The sequence below is a fragment of the Dactylosporangium sp. NPDC000244 genome (genome assembly GCF_040300725.1).
Classification (GTDB): Bacteria; Actinomycetota; Actinomycetes; order Mycobacteriales; family Micromonosporaceae; genus Dactylosporangium.
Map to the genome: position 1 here is coordinate 473,749 of NZ_JBEPEH010000001.1, position 22,434 is coordinate 496,182.

Annotated in this window: 23 protein-coding genes and 1 pseudogene; 15 read left to right on the top strand and 9 right to left on the bottom strand. The window is 72.8% G+C overall.

Features of this window, described 5'->3' with window-relative positions; genetic code table 11:
- Nucleotides 1-10: 10 nt before the first annotated feature.
- The 5 genes from ABT369_RS02260 to ABT369_RS02280 all read right to left on the bottom strand — a co-directional run bounded on the left by ABT369_RS02260 (nt 11) and on the right by ABT369_RS02280 (nt 5,260).
- Complete coding sequence (locus ABT369_RS02260) at nt 11-880, bottom strand: ROK family protein (protein ID WP_350609751.1); 870 nt, start codon at nt 878-880, stop codon at nt 11-13.
- A 10-nt stretch (nt 881-890) separates the two neighbouring features.
- Nucleotides 891-1,961: a serine/threonine protein phosphatase gene (locus ABT369_RS02265; protein ID WP_350609752.1), complete on the bottom strand. Its 1,071-nt coding sequence runs from the start codon at nt 1,959-1,961 to the stop codon at nt 891-893.
- Between the two features lie 69 nt (nt 1,962-2,030).
- Nucleotides 2,031-3,101: a TFIIB-type zinc ribbon-containing protein gene (locus ABT369_RS02270; protein WP_350609754.1), complete on the bottom strand. Its 1,071-nt coding sequence runs from the start codon at nt 3,099-3,101 to the stop codon at nt 2,031-2,033.
- Between the two features lie 7 nt (nt 3,102-3,108).
- Entirely contained in the window at nt 3,109-4,314 is a 1,206-nt protein-coding gene (locus ABT369_RS02275) for an SPFH domain-containing protein (protein ID WP_350609756.1), read from the bottom strand.
- Nucleotides 4,315-4,411: 97 nt separating this feature from the next.
- Nucleotides 4,412-5,260 carry an alpha/beta hydrolase gene (locus ABT369_RS02280; protein WP_350609758.1) on the bottom strand — a complete coding sequence of 283 codons (849 nt, stop codon included), beginning with the start codon at nt 5,258-5,260 and terminating at the stop codon, nt 4,412-4,414.
- A gap of 20 nt (nt 5,261-5,280) precedes the next feature.
- Between ABT369_RS02280 and ABT369_RS02285 the strand changes: the two are divergent.
- The 6 genes and pseudogenes from ABT369_RS02285 to ABT369_RS02310 all read left to right on the top strand — a co-directional run.
- Nucleotides 5,281-5,799: pseudogene (locus ABT369_RS02285) on the top strand (MFS transporter); the annotation flags it as partial.
- An 85-nt stretch (nt 5,800-5,884) separates the two neighbouring features.
- Nucleotides 5,885-6,370, top strand: coding sequence for an MFS transporter (locus ABT369_RS02290; protein WP_350609888.1), 486 nt, complete (start codon nt 5,885-5,887; stop codon nt 6,368-6,370).
- Nucleotides 6,367-6,651, top strand: coding sequence for a hypothetical protein (locus tag ABT369_RS02295; protein ID WP_350609890.1), 285 nt, complete (start codon nt 6,367-6,369; stop codon nt 6,649-6,651). Before ABT369_RS02290 ends, ABT369_RS02295 begins: the two co-directional genes overlap by 4 nt.
- Before the next feature lie 289 nt (nt 6,652-6,940).
- A complete protein-coding gene (locus ABT369_RS02300) occupies nt 6,941-7,855 on the top strand; it encodes an ABC transporter ATP-binding protein (protein WP_350609760.1) in 915 nt (304 codons plus the stop codon).
- The gene (locus ABT369_RS02305) at nt 7,852-8,604 is read left to right on the top strand and encodes an ABC transporter permease (RefSeq protein WP_350609762.1); all 753 of its coding nucleotides are present in this window, start codon (nt 7,852-7,854) and stop codon (nt 8,602-8,604) included. Before ABT369_RS02300 ends, ABT369_RS02305 begins: the two co-directional genes overlap by 4 nt.
- The gene (locus ABT369_RS02310; RefSeq protein WP_350609764.1) at nt 8,601-9,359 is read left to right on the top strand and encodes an ABC transporter permease; all 759 of its coding nucleotides are present in this window, start codon (nt 8,601-8,603) and stop codon (nt 9,357-9,359) included. Before ABT369_RS02305 ends, ABT369_RS02310 begins: the two co-directional genes overlap by 4 nt.
- Nucleotides 9,360-9,385: 26 nt before the next feature.
- Here ABT369_RS02310 and ABT369_RS02315 read toward each other — a convergent pair whose 3' ends face one another.
- Together ABT369_RS02315 and ABT369_RS02320 are read right to left on the bottom strand one after the other, a co-directional pair.
- Complete coding sequence (locus tag ABT369_RS02315; protein ID WP_350609766.1) at nt 9,386-9,781, bottom strand: nitroreductase family deazaflavin-dependent oxidoreductase; 396 nt, start codon at nt 9,779-9,781, stop codon at nt 9,386-9,388.
- 70 nt (nt 9,782-9,851) lie between these two features.
- Nucleotides 9,852-10,910, bottom strand: coding sequence for an FAD-dependent oxidoreductase (locus ABT369_RS02320; protein ID WP_350609768.1), 1,059 nt, complete (start codon nt 10,908-10,910; stop codon nt 9,852-9,854).
- Nucleotides 10,911-10,972: 62 nt separating this feature from the next.
- Between ABT369_RS02320 and ABT369_RS02325 the strand changes: the two genes are divergently transcribed.
- Entirely contained in the window at nt 10,973-11,542 is a 570-nt protein-coding gene (locus ABT369_RS02325) for a TetR/AcrR family transcriptional regulator (RefSeq protein ID WP_350609770.1), read from the top strand.
- 15 nt (nt 11,543-11,557) lie between these two features.
- On the opposite strand, the gene ABT369_RS02330 is transcribed toward ABT369_RS02325, so the two are convergent.
- A complete protein-coding gene (locus ABT369_RS02330; RefSeq protein ID WP_350609772.1) occupies nt 11,558-12,181 on the bottom strand; it encodes a CPBP family intramembrane glutamic endopeptidase in 624 nt (207 codons plus the stop codon).
- Between the two features lie 52 nt (nt 12,182-12,233).
- On the opposite strand from ABT369_RS02330, the gene ABT369_RS02335 reads away from it, so the two are divergent.
- From ABT369_RS02335 to ABT369_RS02350, 4 genes are all read left to right on the top strand, one after another.
- The gene (locus tag ABT369_RS02335; RefSeq protein ID WP_350609774.1) at nt 12,234-13,334 is read left to right on the top strand and encodes an endonuclease/exonuclease/phosphatase family protein; all 1,101 of its coding nucleotides are present in this window, start codon (nt 12,234-12,236) and stop codon (nt 13,332-13,334) included.
- Nucleotides 13,335-13,440: 106 nt separating this feature from the next.
- A complete protein-coding gene (locus tag ABT369_RS02340) occupies nt 13,441-14,409 on the top strand; it encodes a hypothetical protein (RefSeq protein WP_350609776.1) in 969 nt (322 codons plus the stop codon).
- Between the two features lie 13 nt (nt 14,410-14,422).
- Nucleotides 14,423-14,908, top strand: coding sequence for a hypothetical protein (locus ABT369_RS02345; protein ID WP_350609778.1), 486 nt, complete (start codon nt 14,423-14,425; stop codon nt 14,906-14,908).
- A complete protein-coding gene (locus tag ABT369_RS02350; protein WP_350609780.1) occupies nt 14,905-16,815 on the top strand; it encodes a DNA recombination protein RecN in 1,911 nt (636 codons plus the stop codon). The genes ABT369_RS02345 and ABT369_RS02350 overlap by 4 nt, the downstream gene beginning before the upstream one ends.
- 5 nt (nt 16,816-16,820) lie before the next feature.
- Here ABT369_RS02350 and ABT369_RS02355 read toward each other — a convergent pair whose 3' ends face one another.
- Complete coding sequence (locus ABT369_RS02355; RefSeq protein ID WP_350609782.1) at nt 16,821-18,623, bottom strand: outer membrane protein assembly factor BamB family protein; 1,803 nt, start codon at nt 18,621-18,623, stop codon at nt 16,821-16,823.
- Nucleotides 18,624-18,945: 322 nt separating this feature from the next.
- Between ABT369_RS02355 and ABT369_RS02360 the strand changes: the two genes are divergently transcribed.
- From ABT369_RS02360 to ABT369_RS02375, 4 genes are all read left to right on the top strand, one after another.
- Entirely contained in the window at nt 18,946-20,508 is a 1,563-nt protein-coding gene (locus tag ABT369_RS02360; protein WP_350609784.1) for an IS1182 family transposase, read from the top strand.
- 248 nt (nt 20,509-20,756) lie between these two features.
- On the top strand, nt 20,757-21,419 hold the full coding sequence (locus tag ABT369_RS02365; RefSeq protein WP_350609786.1) for a hypothetical protein: 663 nt from the start codon (nt 20,757-20,759) through the stop codon (nt 21,417-21,419).
- Nucleotides 21,420-21,566: 147 nt separating this feature from the next.
- Nucleotides 21,567-22,142: a hypothetical protein gene (locus ABT369_RS02370; protein ID WP_350609788.1), complete on the top strand. Its 576-nt coding sequence runs from the start codon at nt 21,567-21,569 to the stop codon at nt 22,140-22,142.
- A 27-nt stretch (nt 22,143-22,169) separates the two neighbouring features.
- A complete protein-coding gene (locus tag ABT369_RS02375) occupies nt 22,170-22,319 on the top strand; it encodes a hypothetical protein (RefSeq protein ID WP_350609790.1) in 150 nt (49 codons plus the stop codon).
- Nucleotides 22,320-22,434 lie beyond the last annotated feature (115 nt).

Here is a 22,434-nt window from a genome sequence, read left to right on the forward strand (position 1 = left end):
GCCCGGTTTGTCAGGACCCCGCGTAGGCGGCCCCGAGCAGGGCCGAGCGCTCGGTGTCGGCGACCGGGCGGGCCGGCACGGGCAGGTGCAGGGCCGGCTCGATGAGGTCCCAGGCGCCGGTCATCGAGCCGCCCACGACCACGACCTCGGCGCCGAAGCGGTCCAGCCACTCGGTGAGCAGCCGGCCGAGGATGCCGAACGCGGTGTCGACGACCTCGCGCGCGTCCTTGTCGCCGTCGCGGGCCAGCGCCGCCAGGCCCCGCATGCCGTCCACGGTCACGCCGGTGCGGGCCAGGTAGCCGCGCACGAGCGCCCGGTCGGAGACGAGGTCCTCGATGTTCACGCCGTCGACGTCGCAGAAGTGGATCTCGCCGTCCTTGGGCACGTCCGGGCCGTCGGAGACCACGGCCCCGTCGGCGAGCCAGGACGAGCCGATGCCGGTGCCGAGCGTGATCGCGACGGAGCGGCGGGTGCCGGTCGCGGCCCCGTCGACCCACTCGCCGAGAAGGAACGCGTCGGCGTCGTTGACGAACGTGAACGCCTCCGGCTCGGCCGGGATCGCCGCGGCCAGGGCCTCGCGCAGGTTCACGCCGTGCAGCTGGTCGAACTTGCTCACGCCCTCGTGCAGCGACACCCCGGCGGTGTAGTCGAACGGGCCCGGGAAGGCCACCGCCCAGCGGTCGCCGGGGCCGGGCAGCAGCCGCTTCGCCGCGTCCGCCAGCGCGCCGACGATCGTGAGCGCGTCCTGGGCCGGGTCGAGCGGGTGCCGCTGCCGGTCGAGGATGCGGTGACCGGCGACCTCGACACTACCGGCGGTCACATGGCTCCCACCGATCTCGAGAACCCGCACGGGAGGGGAAGGAGAGTCGGTGTCCTGCACGGCGTAAACGTTATCGCACCCGGTTCGCGATGATCGGCTCCGCGTACGGGTACGGCGTGTGCTTCGAGACCCCGACGAGCCCGGTGAAGAAGTCGTGCATGGCGGCGGCGGTGCCCGCGTGGCGCAGGATCACCGCCCGGCTGCCCGGGGGCGCGTCGTCCAGCTCCGCGGGGAGGGTGCCCGCGGCGGCCCGCGCGATCAGGTCGTGCGCGCGGTCCCAGTCGCCGGGGCAGCCGTGCTCGCACGCGAGCCACGTCGCGAAGTGCCCGGCGTTGTAGCGGCGGTCGTAGGCGGCGTGGGCGCGGAAGAACGCGGACTCCTCGGGCGTGCGGGCGAACGAGGCGTGCAGGGCGAGGCCGAAGTCGGCGAAGTACACCAGCCGCCCGTCGGTGAGCAGATTGCCCATGTGCGTGTCGAAGTGCAACAGCCCGCCCGCGTTCATCGCGCAGACGGCGGCGGCGAGCCGGGCGGCCACCTCGACGCCGGCGTGCTGGTCGCCGCCGTCGATGCGCTCGCGCAGCCAGGGGCCGAGCTCGTGCGGGATGTGCTCCAGGAACAGCGTGACGGCGGCCGGGGCCGCGTTGAGCTCCTCCAGCCGGCGGCGCACCGCGGGGCTGCCGTCCCAGTAGGCGGTGCGCTCATCGACGTCCACACCGACATCCACACCGACACCGGCACCGACGGGTTCGCGGCCGGGCCGGACCTCCGGACGGGGCAGAACGCGCCAGTGGTACAGCAGCGGGAAGTTCGGCTGCCGCCCGGAGCGCACCCACGCGGTGGTGAGCCGGTGCGCGGTGAGCTCCCGCCAGGCTCCGAAGCCGGCCGAGCCCACGCCGTACTGATAGAAGCCCGGCAGCCCGAAGAGGTTCCCGGTGTCGTGCGGCGCGGCCAGCTCGGTCGCGGTGAGCGGCACCTGCTTCACGAAGACCGCGACGCCGTCGACGTCCAGCCCCGCGGTCCGCCCGCCGATCCCGGTGCCGTGCGGGACGGCGCCGGCGACCAGCCTCGCGAGCTCGTCGTCGCCGAGCGCGGCGAGGGCGGGCGCGACCCGGTCGAAGCGCGCGGCGCGGTCATCGAGCATGGTCGCAGTGTGCCACGCACGCGAAAGGCGCGGCCCGCGTTTGCCGGCCGCGCCCCCCTGCGGATGCTCCTACTTGTGCTTGCCCAGCACCGAGATGGCGATGATGATCGCGATCACCGCGAGCGCGCCGATGATGGCGAGGGCGATCTTGCCCGCGCTGTACGGCCGCTCGCCGGCGATCTCGCCCGTCACGCCGTTGACCTGGATGTTGTAGGTCTTGCCGGCGTACAGGTAGCACGCGATCCAGACCGGCAGCAGCATGAGCTTGAAGGTGACGTCGTTGTACTGCGTGTGCATCTGCTCGACGCGCTGCTCGTCGCCGCCGATGTCCTCGCGGCAGTCATGCTCCAGGATCGGGCGCATCTTGCCCTTGGCGTGCTCGAGGCCCTGCTCCGGCTCGACGTCGTAGCGCAGGGTCTCGTGCCCGGCGAGGTACTCGGGCCGGTACGGCTGCGCGTCCGGCAGCGGCCAGGGCTCCAGCGCGTCCAGGTGCTTCTGGCTCACCTTGGTCGTGCCGGTCACCAGCACGTCGTCGAAGTCCCGGAAGACCCGGCCGCTGGCGTGGTACCAGCGCGTCTTCTGCACCTGCCGGGTCTTCGTCTCACCGTTCTCGGTGTAGGTCTCGGTGACGTAGTAGTGCTCGCCCCGCTGGCCCTGGTAGTCCGTGATCGTGCGGGAGTCGTACGTCCAGTGCGGCAGGTACGTGCTCTTGGCCGTCTCGGCCTCGGACACCTTCTTCAGGCCCGACGGGGCGAACCAGCGCGACGACGCCCACTTGCCCAGCGCCTCGCGCAGCGCCCGCTTGTCGACCCCGAAGGGCACCACGGCCTCGGGCACCACCAGGTCCTGCGGGCTCAGCTGGGCCACCACCGGCGCGTTGCAGAACCGGCAGCGGTCCGAGATCGATTCGCTCTCGGTCTGCGCGCCGCAGTTGCGGCACACGAACACGTGCTTGGCCAGCGTCGCGATCGGCTTGCGGGGCAGGCTGGTGAAGGAGAGGTAGTCGTGCTCGCGAACCCGCGCGCCGGTGGTCTGCAGCGCCGTCTCGTGGCCGCAGTACGGGCACTTGAGCACGTTGGTGCCCGGTGCGAACTCGACGTTGGCGCCGCAGCCGGCGCACGGGTACTGGCTCTGAGACATGTCCTGGTCAGCCCATCGGGGGGAGCGGCGGGGGGACGGAGTTGAAGATGCCCGCCAGCTCCGGGATCTGCTCGGCGGGGGTCCAGGCGGCCATGCCGTTCTTCCACAGCAGCGTGGACCGGCTGATCGCCCCGGCCTGCACCTGCTGGGCCAGCGCGTTCGGGTCGAACGGGCCGGCCTGGGCGCCGTTGATCGCGGCGAACCAGGTCGCCTGCTGCGGCAGCGGCGGGGGACCGGCCGGCGGCGCCGACTGCGGCGCGGCCTGCGGGGCGTACCCGGGCTGCTGCTGGGGATAGCCCGGCTGCTGCGGGTAGCCCTGCTGCGGCTGCTGCGGGTAGCCCGGCTGCTGCGGCTGCGTGGGCCGGTTCAGCGACTGGGCCACCTGCTGGGCGGCCGCCATGCCGAGGCCGAGCCCGAAGCCCTCGCCGGCGCCGCCCTGGTTGTTCGCGGCGGCCTCCATGGCGTTGGCGGCCTGGAACTTCGAGTACTGGTCCAGGTTGCCCAGCACGCCCATCGAGGTGCGCTTGTCCAGCGCCTCCTCGACCTCCGGCGGCAGGGAGATGTTCTCGATGATGAACTTGGGGATCTGGATGCCGTACTCGGCCAGCTCCTGGGTCAGCACCCCGGCGAGCTTCTGGCCGATGAGCAGCTGCTGGGAGACGAGGTCGAGCACCGGCACCTGCGCGGCGGCCAGGGACGGGCCGAGGTGGCCGACGATGAGCTGGCGCAGGAACTCCGAGACCTCTTCGGTGCGGAACTGGGGGTCGGTGCCGACGAGCTGCTTGAGCAGGTTCTCCGGGTGCACCACGCGCAGCGAGTAGGCGCCGAACGCCCGGATGCGCACCATGCCGAACTCGGCGTCGCGCATCATGATGGGGTTCTGCGTGCCCCACTTGAAGTCGGTGAACTGCCGGGTGTTGACGTAGTAGACCTCGGCCTTCCACGGCGAGTCGAACCCGTACTTCCAGCCCTTGAGGGTGGACAGGATCGGCATGTTCTGCGTCTGCAGCGTGTAGGTGCCGGGGACGAACACGTCGGCAACCTGGCCCTCGTTGACGAAGACCGCCACCTGCGACTCGCGGACGACGAGCTTGGCGCCCATCTTGATCTCGTTCTGGTAGCGCGGGAACCGCCAGACGATCGTGTCCCGGCTGTCGTCGAGCCACTCGATGATATCGATGAACTCGCCCTTGACCTTGTCCCACAGTCCCACGTCGGTCCCCCTAGCGTTCGGATCATCGAGCGTCGCAGACCCTAGCAACCGTTCCTTGGGATTCGGGCGTTGCTGTCGGGAAGCCGCTCCGGCTATTTCAGCGTAGAATCGCCGCCGCGTCAGTCAGGAACCGGGCATATGCCCGCTCCGCCGCCGGCGCCAAATGTGCGTACATCGGGTGGTTGTGCACGAGTCCGGCCTCGACGTGCAGGGTGGCGGGGACCCCGGCGCCCCGCAGCCGCTCCGCGTAGGCGACCGCCCCGTCCCGCAGCGGGTCGAGCCCGGCCGCCACGATCAGCGCCGGCGGCATGCCCTCGAGGGGGAACCGCAGCGGATTCGGCAGGGCCTGCGGCTCGGGCGCCCACCAGGAGATCCACTCGCGCAGCTCGGGGACGTCCAGCGTGTACCCGAGCCCGAACTCGTCCGCGCTCGGCTGGGTCAGCGCCAGGTCCAGTAGCGGACAGACCAGGAGCTGCGCGACCAGCGGCACCGCGGCCCGGCGGGCGGCCAGCACCGCGACGAACGCCCCCGCCGAGTCCCCGGCCACCGCGACCGGCCCGGCCTCGGCCGCCCAGCCGAGCACCGCGAGCGCGTCCTCGACCGCGGCCGGGTAGGCGTGCTCGGGCGCGCGCCGGTAGCCCACGGCCACGACGGTGGCGCCCGTCGCGGCGGCGAGGCGCCGGCACACCAGGTCATGGGTGTCGAGGTCGCCGAGCACGAAGCCGCCGCCGTGCAGGTACACGATCCGGGTCCGGCCCTCCTGCGGGTAGACGCGCACCGGCACGTGCCCGGCCACGCGGTCCTCGACGGCCATCGGGGGCCCGGGTGGCCGCTCGCGGGCCCGCTGGGCGGCGCCCTCCCGCATCCGCGCGACGGACGGCTTCGGCCCCGGTGCGCGCAGCCCGAGCACGAACCGCTCCACGGCCTCGTCGGCGAAGATCGTCACCGAGTAGGTATACCGCGGAGATGCCCTTCGACCGCCGCCCCCTGGCCGCACTGTGGTCTCGGCCGGTTCATGATGATCGTGAACGTCGCCCCTTCCCGCGCTGGACCGCGACCCGCACGCCTCCGTGGCCGGCCTGCTGCTCACCGGCGGCTGGCCGGGCGACCGGGTGGGGCTCCCGCCGCGTGTTCCTGGCGGGCCTGGCCCTGTTCGGCGCGGCCTCGGGGGCCTGCGCGACGGCCCCGACGCTCCCGCTGCTGCTGACCGCCCGCGCGGTGCAGGGCCTGGCGGCGGCCCTGATGGTCCCCGCGTCGCCGGCCCTGGTGCAGAGCACGTACACGGATGGCGACCACCGGGCGAGGGCGGTCGCGGGCTGGGCCCTGATCGGCGGCTTCGCGGGTGCGGCGGGCCCGCTGGCGGGCGGGGTGCTGACCGCGGGGCTGGGATGGCGCTCGATCTTCTGGGTCAACGTGTCGGTGACCGTGGCGGCGGTTTTGCTCGTACGCCGCTACGTGCCGGGGGATCGTTCGGTCACGAAAAATCCGGCGCTTCGCTTGCCGGATTTTTCGGACTTATCAGCATATAGTCGCCCGCCGCTGGACCTCGGGGGGGCAGCTCTGCGGGGCCGTGGCCCTGCTCGCGCTGACGGCGGCGGTGGTGGAGGGCGGCCGCTCCGGCCTCGGCGCGCCCCTGCCCCTCGCGCTGCTGGTGGTGTTCGCCGTGGCCGCGGCGGCGCTGGTGCTCGTCGAGCGCCGCGGGCGCCGGCCCCTGCTGGACCGCGCGCTGCTCGCCGAGCCCGCGTTCGCCGGGTCGCTGGGCGTGGGGCTGCTCATCAACCTCGCCTACTACGGGGCCGTGTTCGTGATCGGGCTGTGGTTTCAGGAGCAGGCACGGTACGGCGCCCTCGCGACCGGGTTCGCGATCGTGCCGATCACCGCCGCGACCCTGGCCGGTACCTGGTTCGGCGGGCGCGTCACGCGCGGGCGGGGGCCGCGGCGCTCGATGCTCATCGGGCTGCCGGCGGGGGCGGCCGGGCTGGCGGTGCTCATCGGGCGGGTGCCGTATGCGGTGCTGATTCCGGCCTTGTGCTCGGCGGCTTCGGGATCTCGATGAGCATGGTGGCGGCGACCTCGGCGGTCGTCGAGGCGGCGCCGGCCGGGCTCGCCACGGGGCTGTTCAACGCCGCTCGGCAGGTGGGCAGTGCGCTGGGGATCGCGGTGCTGGGCGCGCTGCTGGCCGGTGTCGGGGTGCGCTTCGCGCTGGCGGCGGGGGCGGCGGGCTATCTGGCCGCGATCTTGTCGGCGCCGCCGGTTCGTGGGATGCGGAAAAATCGTGAAATGTCCGAAAAGTCCGATCACGAAGTGTCGGACTTTTCGTCCCGGCGGCCGGAGTGACGCGGCCCGGCAGGCGCCGCGCGGGTCCGGCGCCGCGGCGCTCGGTGAACAGTTGCGGCATTCGATTGAGGGGGCGGCGGCCCGGTTGAGAGTTGCGGCATCCGGGTCGAGGGCTGCGGCGCATGGAGTGGGAGTTGTGGCGGTTCGGTTAAGCGTTGCGGCGTTCGGGTTGAGGGCAGCGGCGGCCGGAATGGGGCGGGGGAGTGGCGGCCCGAGAAAAGAGGTCGGATTTTTGCAGAGAATCGTGTTAGTTTTCCGGCCTCACGTAACCGGATGACGGGGGCTGGGCATGGGGACCGAGGTGCTCGTCGAGGCTGCGGGGCTGCAGAAGGTGCACGGCGCGGGCGGTGTGCGCGCCGTCGACGGGGTCTCGTTCGCCATCGAGCGGGGCGAGGCGTTCGGGTTTCTCGGGCCCAACGGCGCCGGGAAGTCGACCACGATGCGGATGATCGCGTGCGTCTCGCCGCCGACCGGCGGGCGGCTCACCGTCCTCGGCCGCGACCCGGTCCGCGACGGCTCCGCGATCCGGGCGCGCATCGGGGTCGTGCCCCAGGATGACGCCCTCGACGGCGAGCTGACGGTCGAGGAGAACCTGCTCATCTACGGGCGCTACTTCGGGCTGTCGCGGCGGCAGGCCCGCGACAAGGCGGTACAGCTGCTGGACTTCGCGCAGTTGACCGACAAGGCGGGCGCCAAGGTGGCCGCGTTGTCCGGCGGCATGCGCCGGCGCCTGACCATCGCCCGCTCGCTCGTGAACGATCCCGAGATCCTGCTGCTCGACGAGCCCACCACCGGCCTGGACCCGCAGGCCCGGCACGTGCTCTGGGACCGGCTCTTCCGGCTCAAGCAGGACGGCGTCACGCTGATCCTCACCACGCACTACATGGACGAGGCCGAGCAGCTCTGCGACCGGCTCGTGGTCATGGACAAGGGCACGATCGCGGCCGAGGGCTCGCCGCGGGCGCTCATCGAGCGGTACGTGACCCGCGAGGTCCTCGAGCTGCGCCTGCCGCCCGGCGCGCCGGTGCCGAAGGACGAGCTCGTCGAGCGGGTCGAGGAGCTGCCGGACCGGGTGCTGTTCTACGCCGAGGACGGCGAGGCGGTGCTGGCCCGGCTCGATACCGAGCCGATCGCGGCCCTCGTGCGCCGGGCCACGCTCGAGGACGTGTTCCTGCGCCTCACCGGAAGGTCGCTGGTCGAGTGAGCGTCCTGGCGCTGCGCGAGTTCTCGTACTGGATGCTGCGCTACCGCAGCACCTGGCGATCCACGATCGTCGTGTCGGTCCTCAACCCGCTGCTGTTCCTGCTCGCCATGGGCGCGGGCCTGGGCCGGCTCGTGGACCGCAACACCGCCCCCGACACCCTGCACGGCGTCGCGTTCCTCGCCTTCTTCGCCCCCGGCCTGCTCGCCGCGGCCACCATGCAGACTGCCGTCATCGAGGCGACCCGCCCGGTGTTCCTGGCCGTGCGCCCGGGCGGCAGCTACCGCAGCGCCGTCGCCGGGCCCCTCGGCCCGGACGACGTGCTCGCCGGGCACCTGCTCTACATCGCGTTCCGGATCGCCACCTCGGCGCTGTGCTTCGTCGCCGTGCTGCTGTGCTTTCCAGCGCTGCGGACCCCGGCGCTGCTCTGGCTGACCCCGGCCGCGCTGCTGACCGGGCTGGCGTTCGCCACGCCGTGTGCGGCCTGGGTCGCGACGCTGGAGACCGGGCAGCCGATGTCGACCCTGTTCCGCTTCGTGATCATGCCGATGTACATGTTCTCCGGGGTGTTCTTCCCGGTCGAGCAGATCCCGGCGGCGCTGCGCTACGTCGTCTACTGCACGCCGCTGTGGCACGGCACCGAGCTGTGCCGCGGCGAGCGGCCCGTCCTGCACGCCGCGTACCTCGGCGCGCTCACCGTCGCGGGCCTGCTGCTGGCCCGCCGCACCTACCGCCGGCGGTTGTTCGCATGACCCGTGCCCTGCTGCTCGTCGAGCGCAACCTCATGATCTACCGGCACACCTGGGCGATGCTCGCCGCCGAGGTGCTGGAGCCGCTGCTGTACCTGCTGTCGATCGGCGTCGGCGTCGGCGCGCTCGTGGGCGCGGTCCCCGGCGTCGGCCCGGGCATCAGCTACGCCCAGTTCGTCGCGCCCGCCCTGCTGGCCACCGCGGCCATGAACGGCGCCCTGAACGAGACGGCGTTCGGCCTGTACTTCAAGCTCCGCCACGAGCGCACCTACGACACGATGGTCACGACCCCGCTGACGGTGCGCGACATCGCCCTGGGCGAGACGGCCTGGGCCCTGCTGCGCGGCGCCGTCGCCAGCGGCGGGTTCCTCGCGGTCGTGGCCGTGCTCGGCTTCGCCCGCTCGCCCTGGATCCTCCTCGCCGTGCCCGGGGCCGCGGTCGTCGGCTTCGCGTTCGCGGCCGCGGGGCTGGCCGTGGCCACCTTCCTGCGCGGGCCCGGGGACTTCCAGCTGATCCAGCTCGTGATGCTGCCGATGTTCCTGTTCGCGACCACGTTCTTCCCCGTGACGGTCTATCCGCGGCCGGTCCAGTGGTTCGTGGAGGTGCTGCCGCTGTACCACGCGATCCAGCTCCTGCGCGAGCCCGCCCTCGGCCACGTCGGGCCCGCGCTGCTGCCGTCGCTGGTCTACCTGCTCGCCTTCGGCGCCCTGTCGCTGGCGATCGCCCTGCCCCGCCTGCGCCGCGCACTGTTGGCCTAGGCGGAAATGACTTAGACGGAAATGACTTAGACGGAAAGCCGGATCACCGGGAGCGCGCGCGAGGTCTTCTTCAGGTAGCCCGCGAACCGGGGCTGGGCGGCGATGATCTGCTGGAGGGCGGCCTCGCGCCGCTCGCCGGTCAGCTCCTGCGGCGTCGCGGCGCGCTTGTGCCCGCCGTGCTCGATCCAGACCTGGTCCGGGTGGGCCTTGAGGTTGTGGTACCAGGCCGGGTGCCGGTCCGCGCCGTTGTTCGAGGCGACCACGAGCCAGGCGTCGTCGCCGTCGGCGAAGCGGGCGACGGGCGAGACGCGCTCCTTGCCGCTCTTCGCGCCGACCGTGGTGATGTAGAGCAGGTCCATGCCGGCGAACTTGTCCCCGGTGCGCTTGTGGAACCCGATCATCAGGTTCTTCATCATCCCCATGCGTCGATCGTCGCGCGCCCGGCGGGGATTGTCGCGATCCATGCGTCACGGATCGCGCGGGACATTTGTCCTACAGCACCGTGGAGCAGCGGCGGATCAGGGACGCGTAGCCGCGGCCGGCCAGCCCCGCGGGGACCAGCCGCGCGAGGGCCCGGGTGAGCGGGCCGGCCGGGCGGTTGGTGCGCTCGCTCGCCGCCATCCGGGACACGCGCCGGACCGGGATGGTGCGCAGGTGCTCGTAGGCGCGCAGGTCCCCGTCGCCGGCCAGCGTCCGCCGCAGCGCCCAGGCGTCCTCGAGGGCCTGGTTGGCGCCCTGGGCCTGCGACGGCGGGAACACGTGTGCCGCGTCGCCGAGCAGCGTCACCCGGCCCGCGCCCCACACGTGCGGCACCTCGTGGAGCAGGTGCGGGAAGGAGCTCAGGCCGTCGAGGTCGGCGAGGAGCTCCGGCACCGGCTCGGCGTAGTCCCGGAACCGGGCCGGGTCGAAGTCGTCGCCGCGCACGTCGAACCACCACTGCGTGAGCCCGTCGCCGGCCGGCATCAGCCCGACCAGCCCCGCGGCCCCGACGAGCAGCACGCCCTCGTGGCCGGCCGCGATCCGGGGGAGCACCGGGGTCAGGCCCTGGAACGTCGTCCAGCCCACCTCGGCCGGCCGGGTCGACCGGATTGCCGCCCGGATCGCCGAGCGGGCGCCGTCCGCCCCCACGACCACGTCCGCCCGCAGCGTCTCGCCGCCGACGACCACGGTGCCGTCCGGGGCGGCCGACTCCACCCGGCGGCCGAAGGCGATCGGCACCCCGGTCGCCAGGTGGGCGGTCAGGCGCTCGCGGGGGACGGTCGTGACCGGGAAGCCGGTCGCCCGCCGCATCACGGTGAGGTCCATGCGGCTGACCCGGCGGCCGCGCGCGTCGCGGATCTCGAGCGCGTCGATGCGGCCGCCGAGCCCGTCGGGCAGGGGCGCGCCGAGGCCGTGCAGCGCGGCGGCGCCGTTGCTGTAGACGGTGACCGCCGCGCCGCCCGTGCGCGGACCGGCGGCGGCCTCGAGGACGCGGACCGCGTGCCCGTCGGCGAGCAGCCCGCGGGCGAGCGCCAGCCCGCCGATCCCCGCCCCGGCGATCAGGATCTCCATCGTGCACTCCCCACAGGTTCACTACGATCGTTGTACAACGGATGGTGCCATAGACTGGCCCCGTGCCACCACCCAACGAGACCCGCCGGGCCGCCATCGCCGACGCCGCGATCGAGCTGCTCGTCGAGGCCGGCGTGCACGGCGTGACCCACCGCGCCGTCGACGCCCGCGCCGGTCTGCCCGCCGGCACCACCTCGAACTACCTGCGCAGCCGCGAGGCCCTGCTCGTCGCGGTCACCGAGCGGGTCGCCGAGCTGCACCGCGCCGACATGGCCGCCGCGCTCGTGACGACCCCGGGCGCGGGCGCCGAGACCCTCATCGCGGGCTCGCTGCGGCTCGCGGCGACGGTGCAGCGGCGGCGGTACCTCGCGATCTTCGAGCTGCACCTGGAGTCCCTGCGCCGCCCCGCGCTGGCCGACGCCCTCGGCCGCCTGCAGGCCTCGATGGCCGCCTACACCGCCGAGCACCACGCGCGGGCCGGGCTGGCCATCCCGCCCGCGGCCGTGCCGGCGCTGCTGACCCTCTACGGCGGCGCCCTCTACACGCTGGTCACCGCGTCGCCGGAGACGGTGACGGAGGAGTCCTGCGCGGACCTGGCCGCCGCGATCGTGCGTGGTGCGTTGAACTCGTGACGGCCCCTTGACGGCCTAGCTGCCGAAGTTCGTGCCGTGGTAGAAGTACCGCCCCAGGCCCACGGTGAAGATCAGCAGCCCGTAGGCGGCGTGCTCGACGCAGACGGTCAGCAGGGAGCGGGTGCGCTGGTACCGCCGCGCGAACAGCCAGCCGCCCAGCAGGGTCAGCACCACCGCCACCGGGTTGCCGAAGAGTAGATGGGCCAGGCCGAACGAGATCGCGCTGGCGGCCGCGGCGACCTTCTCGCCGCGCAGCATCGTGCGGTACCGATGCAGCAGGAATGCCCGGAAGACCAGCTCCTGCGGGTAGACCGACACGACCGGGTAGGCGACGACGATCAGCGCCCACAGGCCCGGATTGTGCCGCGGCAGATCGAACAGGTGCTCGCGGTCGAAGACCCACACGGCCGCCACCGCCAGCACCGCGGCGATCGCCCACAGCCGCAGGATGCGCGGCAGCTCCGGCCGCAGCGCCTCCGGCCGCCACAGGTCCCGCCGGTCGAAGTCGCGGGCGCGGCGGAAGTAGAACGCCACCGCGACGGTGAGCACCAGCAGGACCGGGATCGGGCCGCCGGGGACCTTCACGAAGGCGAACGCCACGGGAAGGACGACGAACACCAGGATGAACTCGGCGACCATCCGGGCGACGGTGTCATCCGCAGATGACGATCAACCAATACTCTCGTGGACGATGCGCATCGCGAGCTACAACGTCGAGAACCTGTTCAACCGGGCCAAGGCGCTGGACCAGCGGACCTGGGCGGACGGGCGGCCGGTGCTGGAGGCGTTCGCGCGCGCTGGCGAGCTGCTCGAGGAGCCCGTCTACACCGACGAGATCAAGCACGAGATCCTGCGCGAGCTCACGAAGCTGGGACTGCGGGGCGGCGATCTGGCGAAGTTCGCGCGGCTGCGGCAGAACCGGGGCCGGCTGCTGCGCCGGGCCCGCGACGGCCGGGTCGAGGTCGTCGCCGGCGGCCGCGCCGACTGGATCGGCTGGGTCGAGCTGACCACCGACCGCTGCGACGAGCAGGCGCTGCTCAACACCGCCCGGGTCATGCTCGACCTGCGCGCCGACGTCCTCGGCGTGATCGAGGCCGAGAGCCGCCACGCGCTCAAGCGCTTCACCGAGGGCGGGCTGCGCGGGTTGTACCGCCACATCCAGGTCATGGACGGCAACGACGAGCGCGGCATCGACGTCGGCATCATGTCCACCGCCGGGTTCCCGCTCGCCGGGCAGCGCACCCACGTCGACGACGCCGACGAGCGGGGCCGGGTGTTCAGCCGGGACTGCCCCGAGTATCACGTCGTGCTCCCCGGCCGCACCGAGCCCCTGGTCGTGCTCGTCAACCACCTCAAGAGCAAGGGCTACGGCGGGAAGCTCGCCTCCGACGCGACCCGCCGGCGCCAGGCCGCCCGCGTCGCCGCGATCTACCGCGCCCAGGCCACCCCGTTCGTCGCCGTCGTCGGGGACCTCAACGACACCCCGGACAGCGAGCCCCTCGCGCCGCTGCTGCACGACACCGACCTGCGCGACGTGTCCGCGCATCCGGCGTTCGACGACAACGGCCGGCCCGGCACCTACGGCTCCTGCACCGCGCGGAACAAGCTCGACTACGTGCTGCTGTCCCCGGCGCTGTGGGCGGCGACGACCGGCGGCGGCATTCTGCGCAAGGGCGTGTGGGGCGGGCGCAACGGCGTGCTGTGGCCCATCTACGACACCATGACGAAGGCGGTGCACGCCGGCTCCGACCACGCGGCCATCTACGCCGATATCGACCTCGACAAATTGTGATGACACATTCGGTGAAATCTCTGCCCAAGGTAGCGGAGACATTGCTGCGCGTGACAATCTTGGGATCGGAGCAGCACGCCATTCGGGGGTCGGATGCGGAGGGGAGATGACGGCTACTGCGGCGTCGACGAGCCTTGCCTCCGGCGAGCCCCCGATCAACTTCGCCGCCCACCAGCTGCGGGCCGGCAATATCGCCGGCGCCCGTGACGACTTCGAGCAGATGCTCGCCATGCTGCTCGCCGCGATCCACCCGGGCGCGCGGGCGATCAGCGCCAACCCCGGCGACTGGGGCATCGACATCCTCCTCGGCGAGCTGTCCGGGCTGGTGGTGATCTGGCAGTCGAAGTACTTCTGGCCGATCGTGACCCGCTCGCACCAGGGCCAGATCCGGGAGTCCTTCGACTCCGCGGTCGCCGCGGCGGCGCGCAACGGCTACCGGCTCGCGCAGTGGGTGCTCTGCGTGCCCGCGAGCATGGACGCGCCCACCGCCCAGTGGTGGGACAACTGGCGGGCGCGGCGGCAGCGCGAGACCGGGGTGCAGATCGAGCTGTGGCACGAGAACGTGCTGCGCAACCTGCTCGTCAAGCCCGACTGCGCGCACGTGCGCCGGCACTTCTACGATCCCTACGCCGCGCCTTCGGGGCCGGTGCAGGCGCCGCGGGTACCGCTGCATGATCTGGATCCCGAGCACGACTCGGCGCTGGACGGCGCATTGTTCGTGCGGCAGCTGCGGGCCGCCGGGCACACCGAGGTCGGCGCGGCCAAGCGGGAGTACTTCAACGCCGACCTGCTCGCCCGGGAGATCCTCGACAAGCGGGTGCCCGCGGAGCTCGACGCGCTGGACGAGGCCGACGGTCTGGTGCACGGCATCTGGGAAGGCCAGTTCAACTCCTTCGTCGTGCAGTGGCCGCGCGATGCGACGCTGCCGGGCCTGCACGCCTCGGTGATGCGCGAGATCCGCTCGACCGGCGGGTTTCCCCTGTCGCTCACCGCCGTCCACCGGTGCGGGCTCATGCACCGGGTGGTCGAGCAGCGGCGGGCGGGCTGGGTCCGGCACTGGCGGGAGCTGCTGTGAATCGGGAGCTGCTGTGAATCCTGACGAGTTCGCGGTGTTCCGCCGGGCGCGGCTGCTGCTGGTGCTGCTCGCGGCCGGGGAGCCGGTCGACGCCGAGCGGCTCGGCGCCTACGAGTTCCTCGCCGGGCAGCCGCTGCTGCTCGCGCGCGCCGAGGACGACCCGGACCGCACCGCGCTGCGCCTGGCCGGGTTCGACGACCGCACGGTCGCCTACGCCAGCCCCGCCCAGCGGTACGTCACCGCGCAGCTCAGCCTCGGCAAGGACCTCGCCGCGCTCGTCGCGCAGGGGCTCGTCGCGGTGACGGCCGCCGGGCGGGTCACCTATCGCCTCACGGAAGAGGGAGCGACCATGGCCCGGCGATTCACGGCGATGTATGCTCAGTCATACATCACAGCGGTACGCATCGTCATCCGTCGCCTGCGGCGCCTGAGCGGTCGTAAGCTTCGAGAGAACCTGCGACAGTGGCTCCTCCCCGTCCCAGTCAAGGACGTGCCATGATCGGCTTGCGTACCCAGGGCATCCGGATCAGGCGACTGCGCCTGCACGGCGACGACCGCGACTACGACGTCGACTTCCGCGCCTCCGACGACACCCCGCGGCCCCTGTCGGTCCTCGCCGGCGCGTTCAGCACCGGCAAGACCACGATCCTCGAGTTCGTCGACTACTGCCTCGGCGCCAACGACCATCCCCGCCACCCGGAGATCACGCCGAAGGTCAAGTCCGCGACGCTGGAGGTCGAGCTCTCCGGCTCGCCGCACCTCATCGAGCGCGCCGTCGGCGAGCCCTCGATGTTCGCCTACGTGCGCGCGGGCCGCCTCGACGAGCCCGGCGCCGCCCCGCGCGTGCGCCACACCCTGCGCCCCGCCGGCCACCCCGGCAGCCTGTCGAGCCTGCTGCTCTCGCACTGCAAGCTCCAGGGCGTGCGCCTCTCCCTCGACACGGCGACCGAGCCCGCCGACCCGCTGAGCTTCCGCGACCTGATGTGGCTGTGCTTCCTGCCCAACGAGCGCCTCGACGGCAAGGACCTGCTCTTCGAGAGCGTGCCGATCAAGCACCTCAAGCTGCGCCAGGTCGTCGACGTGGTCTTCGACGTGCACGACGACCACACCGTCGAGATCGGCCGGCGCATCCGCGCCGTCGAGGCCGAGCTGGCCGCGGCCCGCACCTTCTACCGGGCCGCCGAGCAGCTCGTCGAGGACCAGCACGTCGGCTCCCGCCTCGACCTGGAGGCCCTGGAACAGGCGGCCAAGGACGAGCTCACCGCGTGCGCCCAGTCGCTGGCCGCCTTGGACGCCCGGGCGAGGGCCGCGACCGCCTTCGCCGCCGACCTGCGCGAACGCCACCGCGATGCCGCCCGGGCCGCGCTGGCCGCCGCCGACGAGCTGCGCGACCGCGAGACCCAGCTCCAGCGCATGATCCCGCTGCGCGGCACGTACGCCGACGACGTGTCGAAGTGGACGATGCTCGCCGAGGCCGACCGCCTCTTCGAGACCGGCGCGGGGGCGTGCGCCTCCTGCGGCGCCGCGCTGGTCGCGTCCGACGAGCGCTGCCCCGCCTGCCGCTTCCCGGTCGGCCCCGTCGACGTCTCGGGCGAGCTGCGCTCGGCCAAGACCCGCCTCGCCGAGCTGACCCGGCACATCGAGGACCTGGAGCGGGAGATCCCCGGGCTGCGCGCGGCCGCGTCGCGCGCCCAGGACGCCGAGTCGCGGGCCGCGGCCGAGGTGGACGCGGCGACGTCGCACGCGGTGACCCCGTTCCTGGCCGAGCGCGACGCGATCGCGCACCGCCGCGAGGAGGCGGCCGCCGTGCGGCAGCGCGCGGCCGACGGCCTGCGGCTGGTGCAGAGCCTGGAGCGGCGGGCCAACGGCATCGTGCAGATGATGGACCAGCTGGAGGCGGACCGCGACGAGCTGGGCGCGGCCGGCACCCAGGCCCGGCGCGCGGACCGCTCGGCCGTGGTGCGCCGCGTGAGCGAGCGCTACCGGGCGATCCTCGCCGAGTTCCGCTACCCGAAACTGGCCGACGCCTACCTCGCCGAGGACCTGACGCCGTACGTGCGCGGCGAGCCCTACACCGCCGCGTCCTCGGGGGGCCGTGTGCTGATCACCCTGGCCTGGCAGCTGGCCATGTTCGAGACCGCGTGGGAGACCCGCTCGTCGCATCCCGGGTTCCTGCTGCTGGACAGCCCGCAGAAGAACCTCGGCGCGCTGGGCGACCTGGAGGACGGCCGGACCATCGAGCGGATCTACAGCCACCTCGAGGCCTGGCTGGCGGGCCGGGGCGTGGGCGCCCAGATCGTGGTGGCGGACAACACCCCGCCCCCGACGGCGGCCGCCGACGTGATCGTGCGCTACTCCCGCCGGCCCGACCAGCCGCCGTACGGTCTGATCGACGACGACTTCTGAGCCGGTCAGGCGCCCTTGCGGGTCGCGACGATCACGGTGCCGACGCGCTCGACGTCGTCGTGCCTGATCACGTCGTACCGCTCGATCGCCGAGGCCTCGTCCACGCCCGCCCAGAGCACCTGCACCCGCAGCGTGTCGTGGCCCTTCACGGTCGTGTACGTGCACGTGGTGTCGTCGTCGCGATGGGCGCTCGCCTGCCGCCTGCCCAGGCGCTTGGCGACCTCGGTGGCGGGGAGCACGGCGCACGGGTCGGGCCGGTCGACGGCGCCGCCGAGGTGGCCGGGGGGCTGCTCGACGGGGCGGATGCGGTACCACGCCAGGCGCTCCCCGTCCGAGACGAGCACCGCCGAGCCGCGCTGGGGTACCGCGTCGGCGGGGAGCATGGTCGCGAAGGGTGCGGAGACGCCGTGCTCGCCGACGCCCGACACCGCCGTGAACGGGGCCGGCTGCGGGGCCGGGCCGACCGCGTAGAGCCGGCCGCCCTCGCGCACGAGCGCCCGCGCGGTCCGCTCCGCGCGCCAGCGTTCGTGGCCGTCGGCCAGCGCGAACGCCTCGAGCGCGCCGTCGGTGCGGTCGGTGCTGCCGCCGGACTGCGCGACGATCGCCACGTCGCCCTCGACGGCCAGGTCGCAGAAGTCGGCGCAGCCGTCGCCGTCGCGCTGGACGAGCCGCTTGCCGTCCGGGCCGAAGAGCTGGAAGGTCCGCGCGCCGCGCACCAGCGTCGCGCCGTCGCGGACCAGCAGGCCCAGCCCGCCGTCGTCGGCGTCCGGGTCGATCGTGGTCCGCGAGCGCAGCGCCCCCGTGCGCGCGTCGCGGATCTCGAGGCGGTCCTCGGGCCGGTCGTCCTCGGTGCAGGCCAGCCGCAGCGCGGTCGTGCGGCCGTCGCCCGCCGTGGCGCGCAGGTCGCAGCCCTCGGGCAGCTCGGCGCTCCACAGCCGGCCGCCGTCGCCGGCCGCCACCGCGTTGATCGTGCCCGCACCGGGCGCGGAGCGGGTCGCGACCGTGGCGGCGTCCTCGTCGGTGTGGCCGATGCGGGAGCGGCCCTCGTCACCGGTCTTCTGGTCGCCGGGGGTCGGCTGGGCGTTGACGTGCATGTTGCGGGCCGTGCTGCTCGGCTCCGGCGTCTTCGCCGCGGACTTGGAGGCCTTCGGCGTCGGCGTCGCGGTCGCGGACTTCGCGGCGTGCGGGCCCCACGTCGCCTCCGGGATCGCGCCCCTCCGCGACGCACCGGGCGTCGCGGACTTCGCGGACTTGCCGGTCTTCGGGGCCTCGCGCGGGTCGGCCCACCGCATCGGCGACGCGTGCTCGGCCGGCTCGCCGACCAGGAGTGCCGGGCCGGCGGCCATGGCCTCGGTCCGGGCGGTCAGGGGCATGCGCCAGCGGACCGTGCCCGTCCGGGTGGACAGGGCCGTCAGCTCGGCCTTCTTCGTGTCCCGGTGGTACGTGTTGACCAGCACCGAACCCGCGCCGAGGTCGCTCTGGGACCACAGCACCGTGCCGTACTCGCCGGACGTGTCGAGCCGGCGGCGCCACTGGACCGTGCCGGTGTGGGCGTCGATCCCCGTCAGCTCCGTGCCCGCGTCCGCCTGCGTCACGATGATGTCGGCGGTCGGGTCGTAGCCCACCAGGTCGCGGGCGGTCGTCGCGAACGTGGCGCCGCGTACCAGGTCGCCCGCCCGCAGGCCGGCGCCGCTCGTCGTCGCGGTCTCGAACGAGGGGGAGACGGGCGGCTCGGGATGGGCGGCGACGCTGGCGGTCAGCATCGCCGCCGGCACGACCAGCAAACCCGCCGCGGCATACGGCCTCACGACATCCCCCGCTCTTCGACATGCGCTTTAAAGACGCTAAATGCGGATATTTCCGGACACGGGTAGCGACGCGGCGCGTTCACCGCTAGCGGTACTTTCCCGACATATCCTGATTTAGCACCGTTAGGGCCGTCACTGGCGAAAATGCGAATCGTTCGATGCGCGCGGCCGTACGCCGCTCGCGCTGCCCACGCTGCCTAGGTGACTGGTGTTAAACGATGGTCTGACCCTCCGGGTCAGACCATCGTTTTGTATCTATTCGGGGTAGTGTGTCCGGGTGGTGTTGGGTAGGGCTTCGCAGCAGCTGGATCTGCTGGATCCGGTGTCGGCGTTCTGCGGTGAGGCGCTGCCGGCGAATTCGATCTTCGTGTTCCTGCACGAGCATCGAGACGTGTTGTTCCCGGATGAGATGTTCGCTGATCTGTTCGCGGCGGTCGGTCGCCGGTCGGTGCCGCCGTCGGTGGTCGCGGCGGTGATGGTCCTGCAACGGCTGGAAGGGTTGTCGGACCGGGAGGCGGTGGATCGGTTCACGTTCGACGCCCGCTGGCGGTATGCCGCTGGGGTGGGTGGCTGGGACGGCGCCGGGCGGGCCGGGTTCGCGCACACTGTCCTGGTCGATATGCGGGAACGGCTGCGCCGTTCGGAGCGTCCGGACCGGATCTTCGAGGTGGCCCTCACCGCGGCCCGCAACGCTGGGCTGATCGGGCGGCGCAGGGTCCTGGATTCCACGCCGTTGTATGACGCGGTCGCCACGATGGACACGATCACGCTGATCCGGTCCGCGATCCGTGGTCTGCTCGGCGTCGCCGGCCCTGACCTGGCCGGCTTGTTACGGGTCGTCCTGCACGGGCTGAGCAGCGGCGACGACTACACCAGTTCGGCCAAACCGTTGATCGACTGGGACGACAAACCCGCGCGGGAAGCGTTGATCGACTCTCGCGCCCGGGATGGTCACGCGCTTTTGGCCGCCCTGGACGGCCGTGAGGACCTTCCCGAGCCGGTCGCTCAGGCGATGCGGCTGCTCGCCACGGTGCTGGGTCAGGACCTGGAAACCGGGCCGGAGGGGACGCTGCGGATCGCGCGGAAGGTCGCCGCGGACCGGGTCATCTCTACCGTCGACCCGCAGGCCCGCCACGGGCACAAGACCAACCACCGCGGTTTCGACGGTTACAAAGGCCACATTGCTGTCGACCCCGACAGCGAGATCGTCACCGCGACCGTGGTCACCGCCGGCAACACCGGCGACGTCGAACCCGTCGCTGACCTCATCACCGACCTCACCGACCCTGATGGCGGCCGCGGCAACGGCACTGCTGCGGTCTATGGCGATGCCGCCTACGGTGCTGCAGAGATCCTCGACCGGCTGGACCGCGCCGGGATCGACGCCAAGACCAAGGTCCAGCAACCCGTCGCACCGACCGGGAAGTTCACCAAGGACCGCTTCGGCATCGACCTCGACCAGCAGCGGGTCACCTGCCCCAACGGGACCGTCAGGCCGATCCGGCGGGTCAAGGACCATCCCCGGCACGCCGGGAAGGCCGACTTCGGCGCCGCCTGCACCACCTGCCCACTGCGCGAGCAGTGCACCAACGCCAAGACCGGCCGCAGCATCACCATCGGCCACCACGAAGCCCGCCTCACCGCCGCCCGCGCCCGCCAGCAGGACCCCGCCTGGAAGGCGGACTACCGCGCCACCAGACCCAAAGTCGAACGCAAAATCGCGCACCTCATGCGCCGCCGTCACGGCGGCCGACGCGCCCGGATGCGCGGACGCATCCGCATCGCCGCCGACTTCAACCTCCTCGCCGCCGCGGCCAACCTCGCCAGACTCGCCACCCTCGGCCTCACCCACACCGGCCACGACTGGACCCTCCACCCCGCCTGAACACCGACCCCGGCCCCCACCACAACACCCGGGAAACACGGCTCACAGGCCTACAAGCCCAGCCAAGCAACAACTCCAACGATCACACCCACCCCACCCCCACCAACCCACAACCCAAGACAACAAACGGTGGTCCGGCCCTGCGGGCCGGACCACCGTTTAACACCAGTCACCTAGAGGAGGAGCCCGGACTGCCCGAGTTCCTGGCCCTGCACGCGCACGACTTCGGCACCGAGGTCGCCGACATCGTGCAGCGCTGCGCCGAGCTGGGCGTCCTGCGGTGGGACGCTCCGATCACCGCCCTGCTCGTCGAACCCACCACCGTCAACGGCTACCGCGACGGGGGCCTGCGGGTGCTCGTCACCATGCACGGCACGGTCACCCTCGCCTCGCCGCAGTGGCGGCCGGACCTGTCGATGGCCCGCCACGACGGACCGGTCACCTCGACCGCGGCGGTCCTCGCCACGATCGCCGCGATCGCCTGCGACCTGTACCTCACCTACACGGCAGGCCCCACCGCCCCGGCCACCGGCACATCCCGCACCGGCACCAAGCGGACCGTGCTGCTGCAGGGCGACGGGACGACGTTCACCGCGGCGATCGCCGCCCTGCACACCGCCGCCAGCCAGGCCCGGGACGGCAGACTCGGCCCGCGAAACACGACCGCGGCGCTCATCGCCGCGCACGACCTCATCACCCGCCTGGACCTGCGCGCGTTCCCCGTCGACACCACCCCGGGCAGCGACGACACCAGAGAACTCGTCGTCATCACCGTCCACGGCATCGACGTGGAGATCCGCGGCCGCCGCCGGTCCGACGGCACCGAAGAACTCTACGTCCACATCGACGACCAGCGCCCCGACGAGGACGCCACCCACGTCCCCCTGGTCGTGGAAACCTACCCCTCCTGACCACAGCCAGACCCCGCGGCTGAGCCGGGCCCGGCACCGGCCAGGCCGGCGACGTGGATGGACGGCGCCGTGATGGACGGTGTCGTGTGATCGGCCGCACACGCTGCGGGTACCGCACCGCGTCGGGTGCTCCGCCACGCTCGAACGGTGATCCCCGCCGACCTGCACCCGCGCTGGCGGCAGCTGCCCGCGCTGGCGTGGCTGGCCGCGGGCCGGTTCCAGCCCGGCCTGCTGGACCGGCCGGTGCTGCACCGCGCCGGGCAGGCCGCGAACTGGCCGATCATGCTCTCGGTCCTGGCCATGGCTCGGGGCCGGCACACCCTCGCCGCGTGGCACACCCGCGCTGTCGTGATCGTGCAGGAGCTCCCGGCCGGGCGACACCGGGTGTGGCAGGGCTGGGCGGCCGCACTGGCCTGTATGCCCGTTGCCGTGGCCGCCGCTATCGCCCCGTTCGTCGTGCTGACCATCGTCGCGATCTGGCTGGCCCAGTACAACCAGACCGCGGCCGTGCTGTGCTTCTACACCGGCCTCGCCGAAGTCTCGGTCCACGGTGTGCTGCTGCTCGTCCAGGTCGTCTCCGGGCTGGCCACCAGCGCGCTGCTGCAACGACGCCGCGCGCAGCGCTGGGCGCGGGGCACCTTCGACCGGGTCGCGGAGGTCACTACCCTGGCCGCGCACCCCGGCGACCAGCGGGCCGCGACCCGGCTGGGCCGCCCGCTGTAGCGCCGCGCCGACCACGATGCGATCGCCGTGCTGGCCCAGCCCCGCACCCGGCAACTCGCCGAGACCTACCGGCGGCTCGGCTTCCGTGCCGTCCCCATCCGCGGCGCGGCCGCCGTGCTGTACCGGCCGCCCGGCGCCCGCCACGAGCCGAACCCTCCGACACCACCCCGGGCGTAACGGCCAGGCGCCCGGGCGTCGGACACCAACCGGGGCCGGCATCCGGTTGGTCGAGCCCGCAGTCACCAACCCGGACCGTTGCTCACCGTTGACAGCGGTCAGTTCCGCAGTGTGG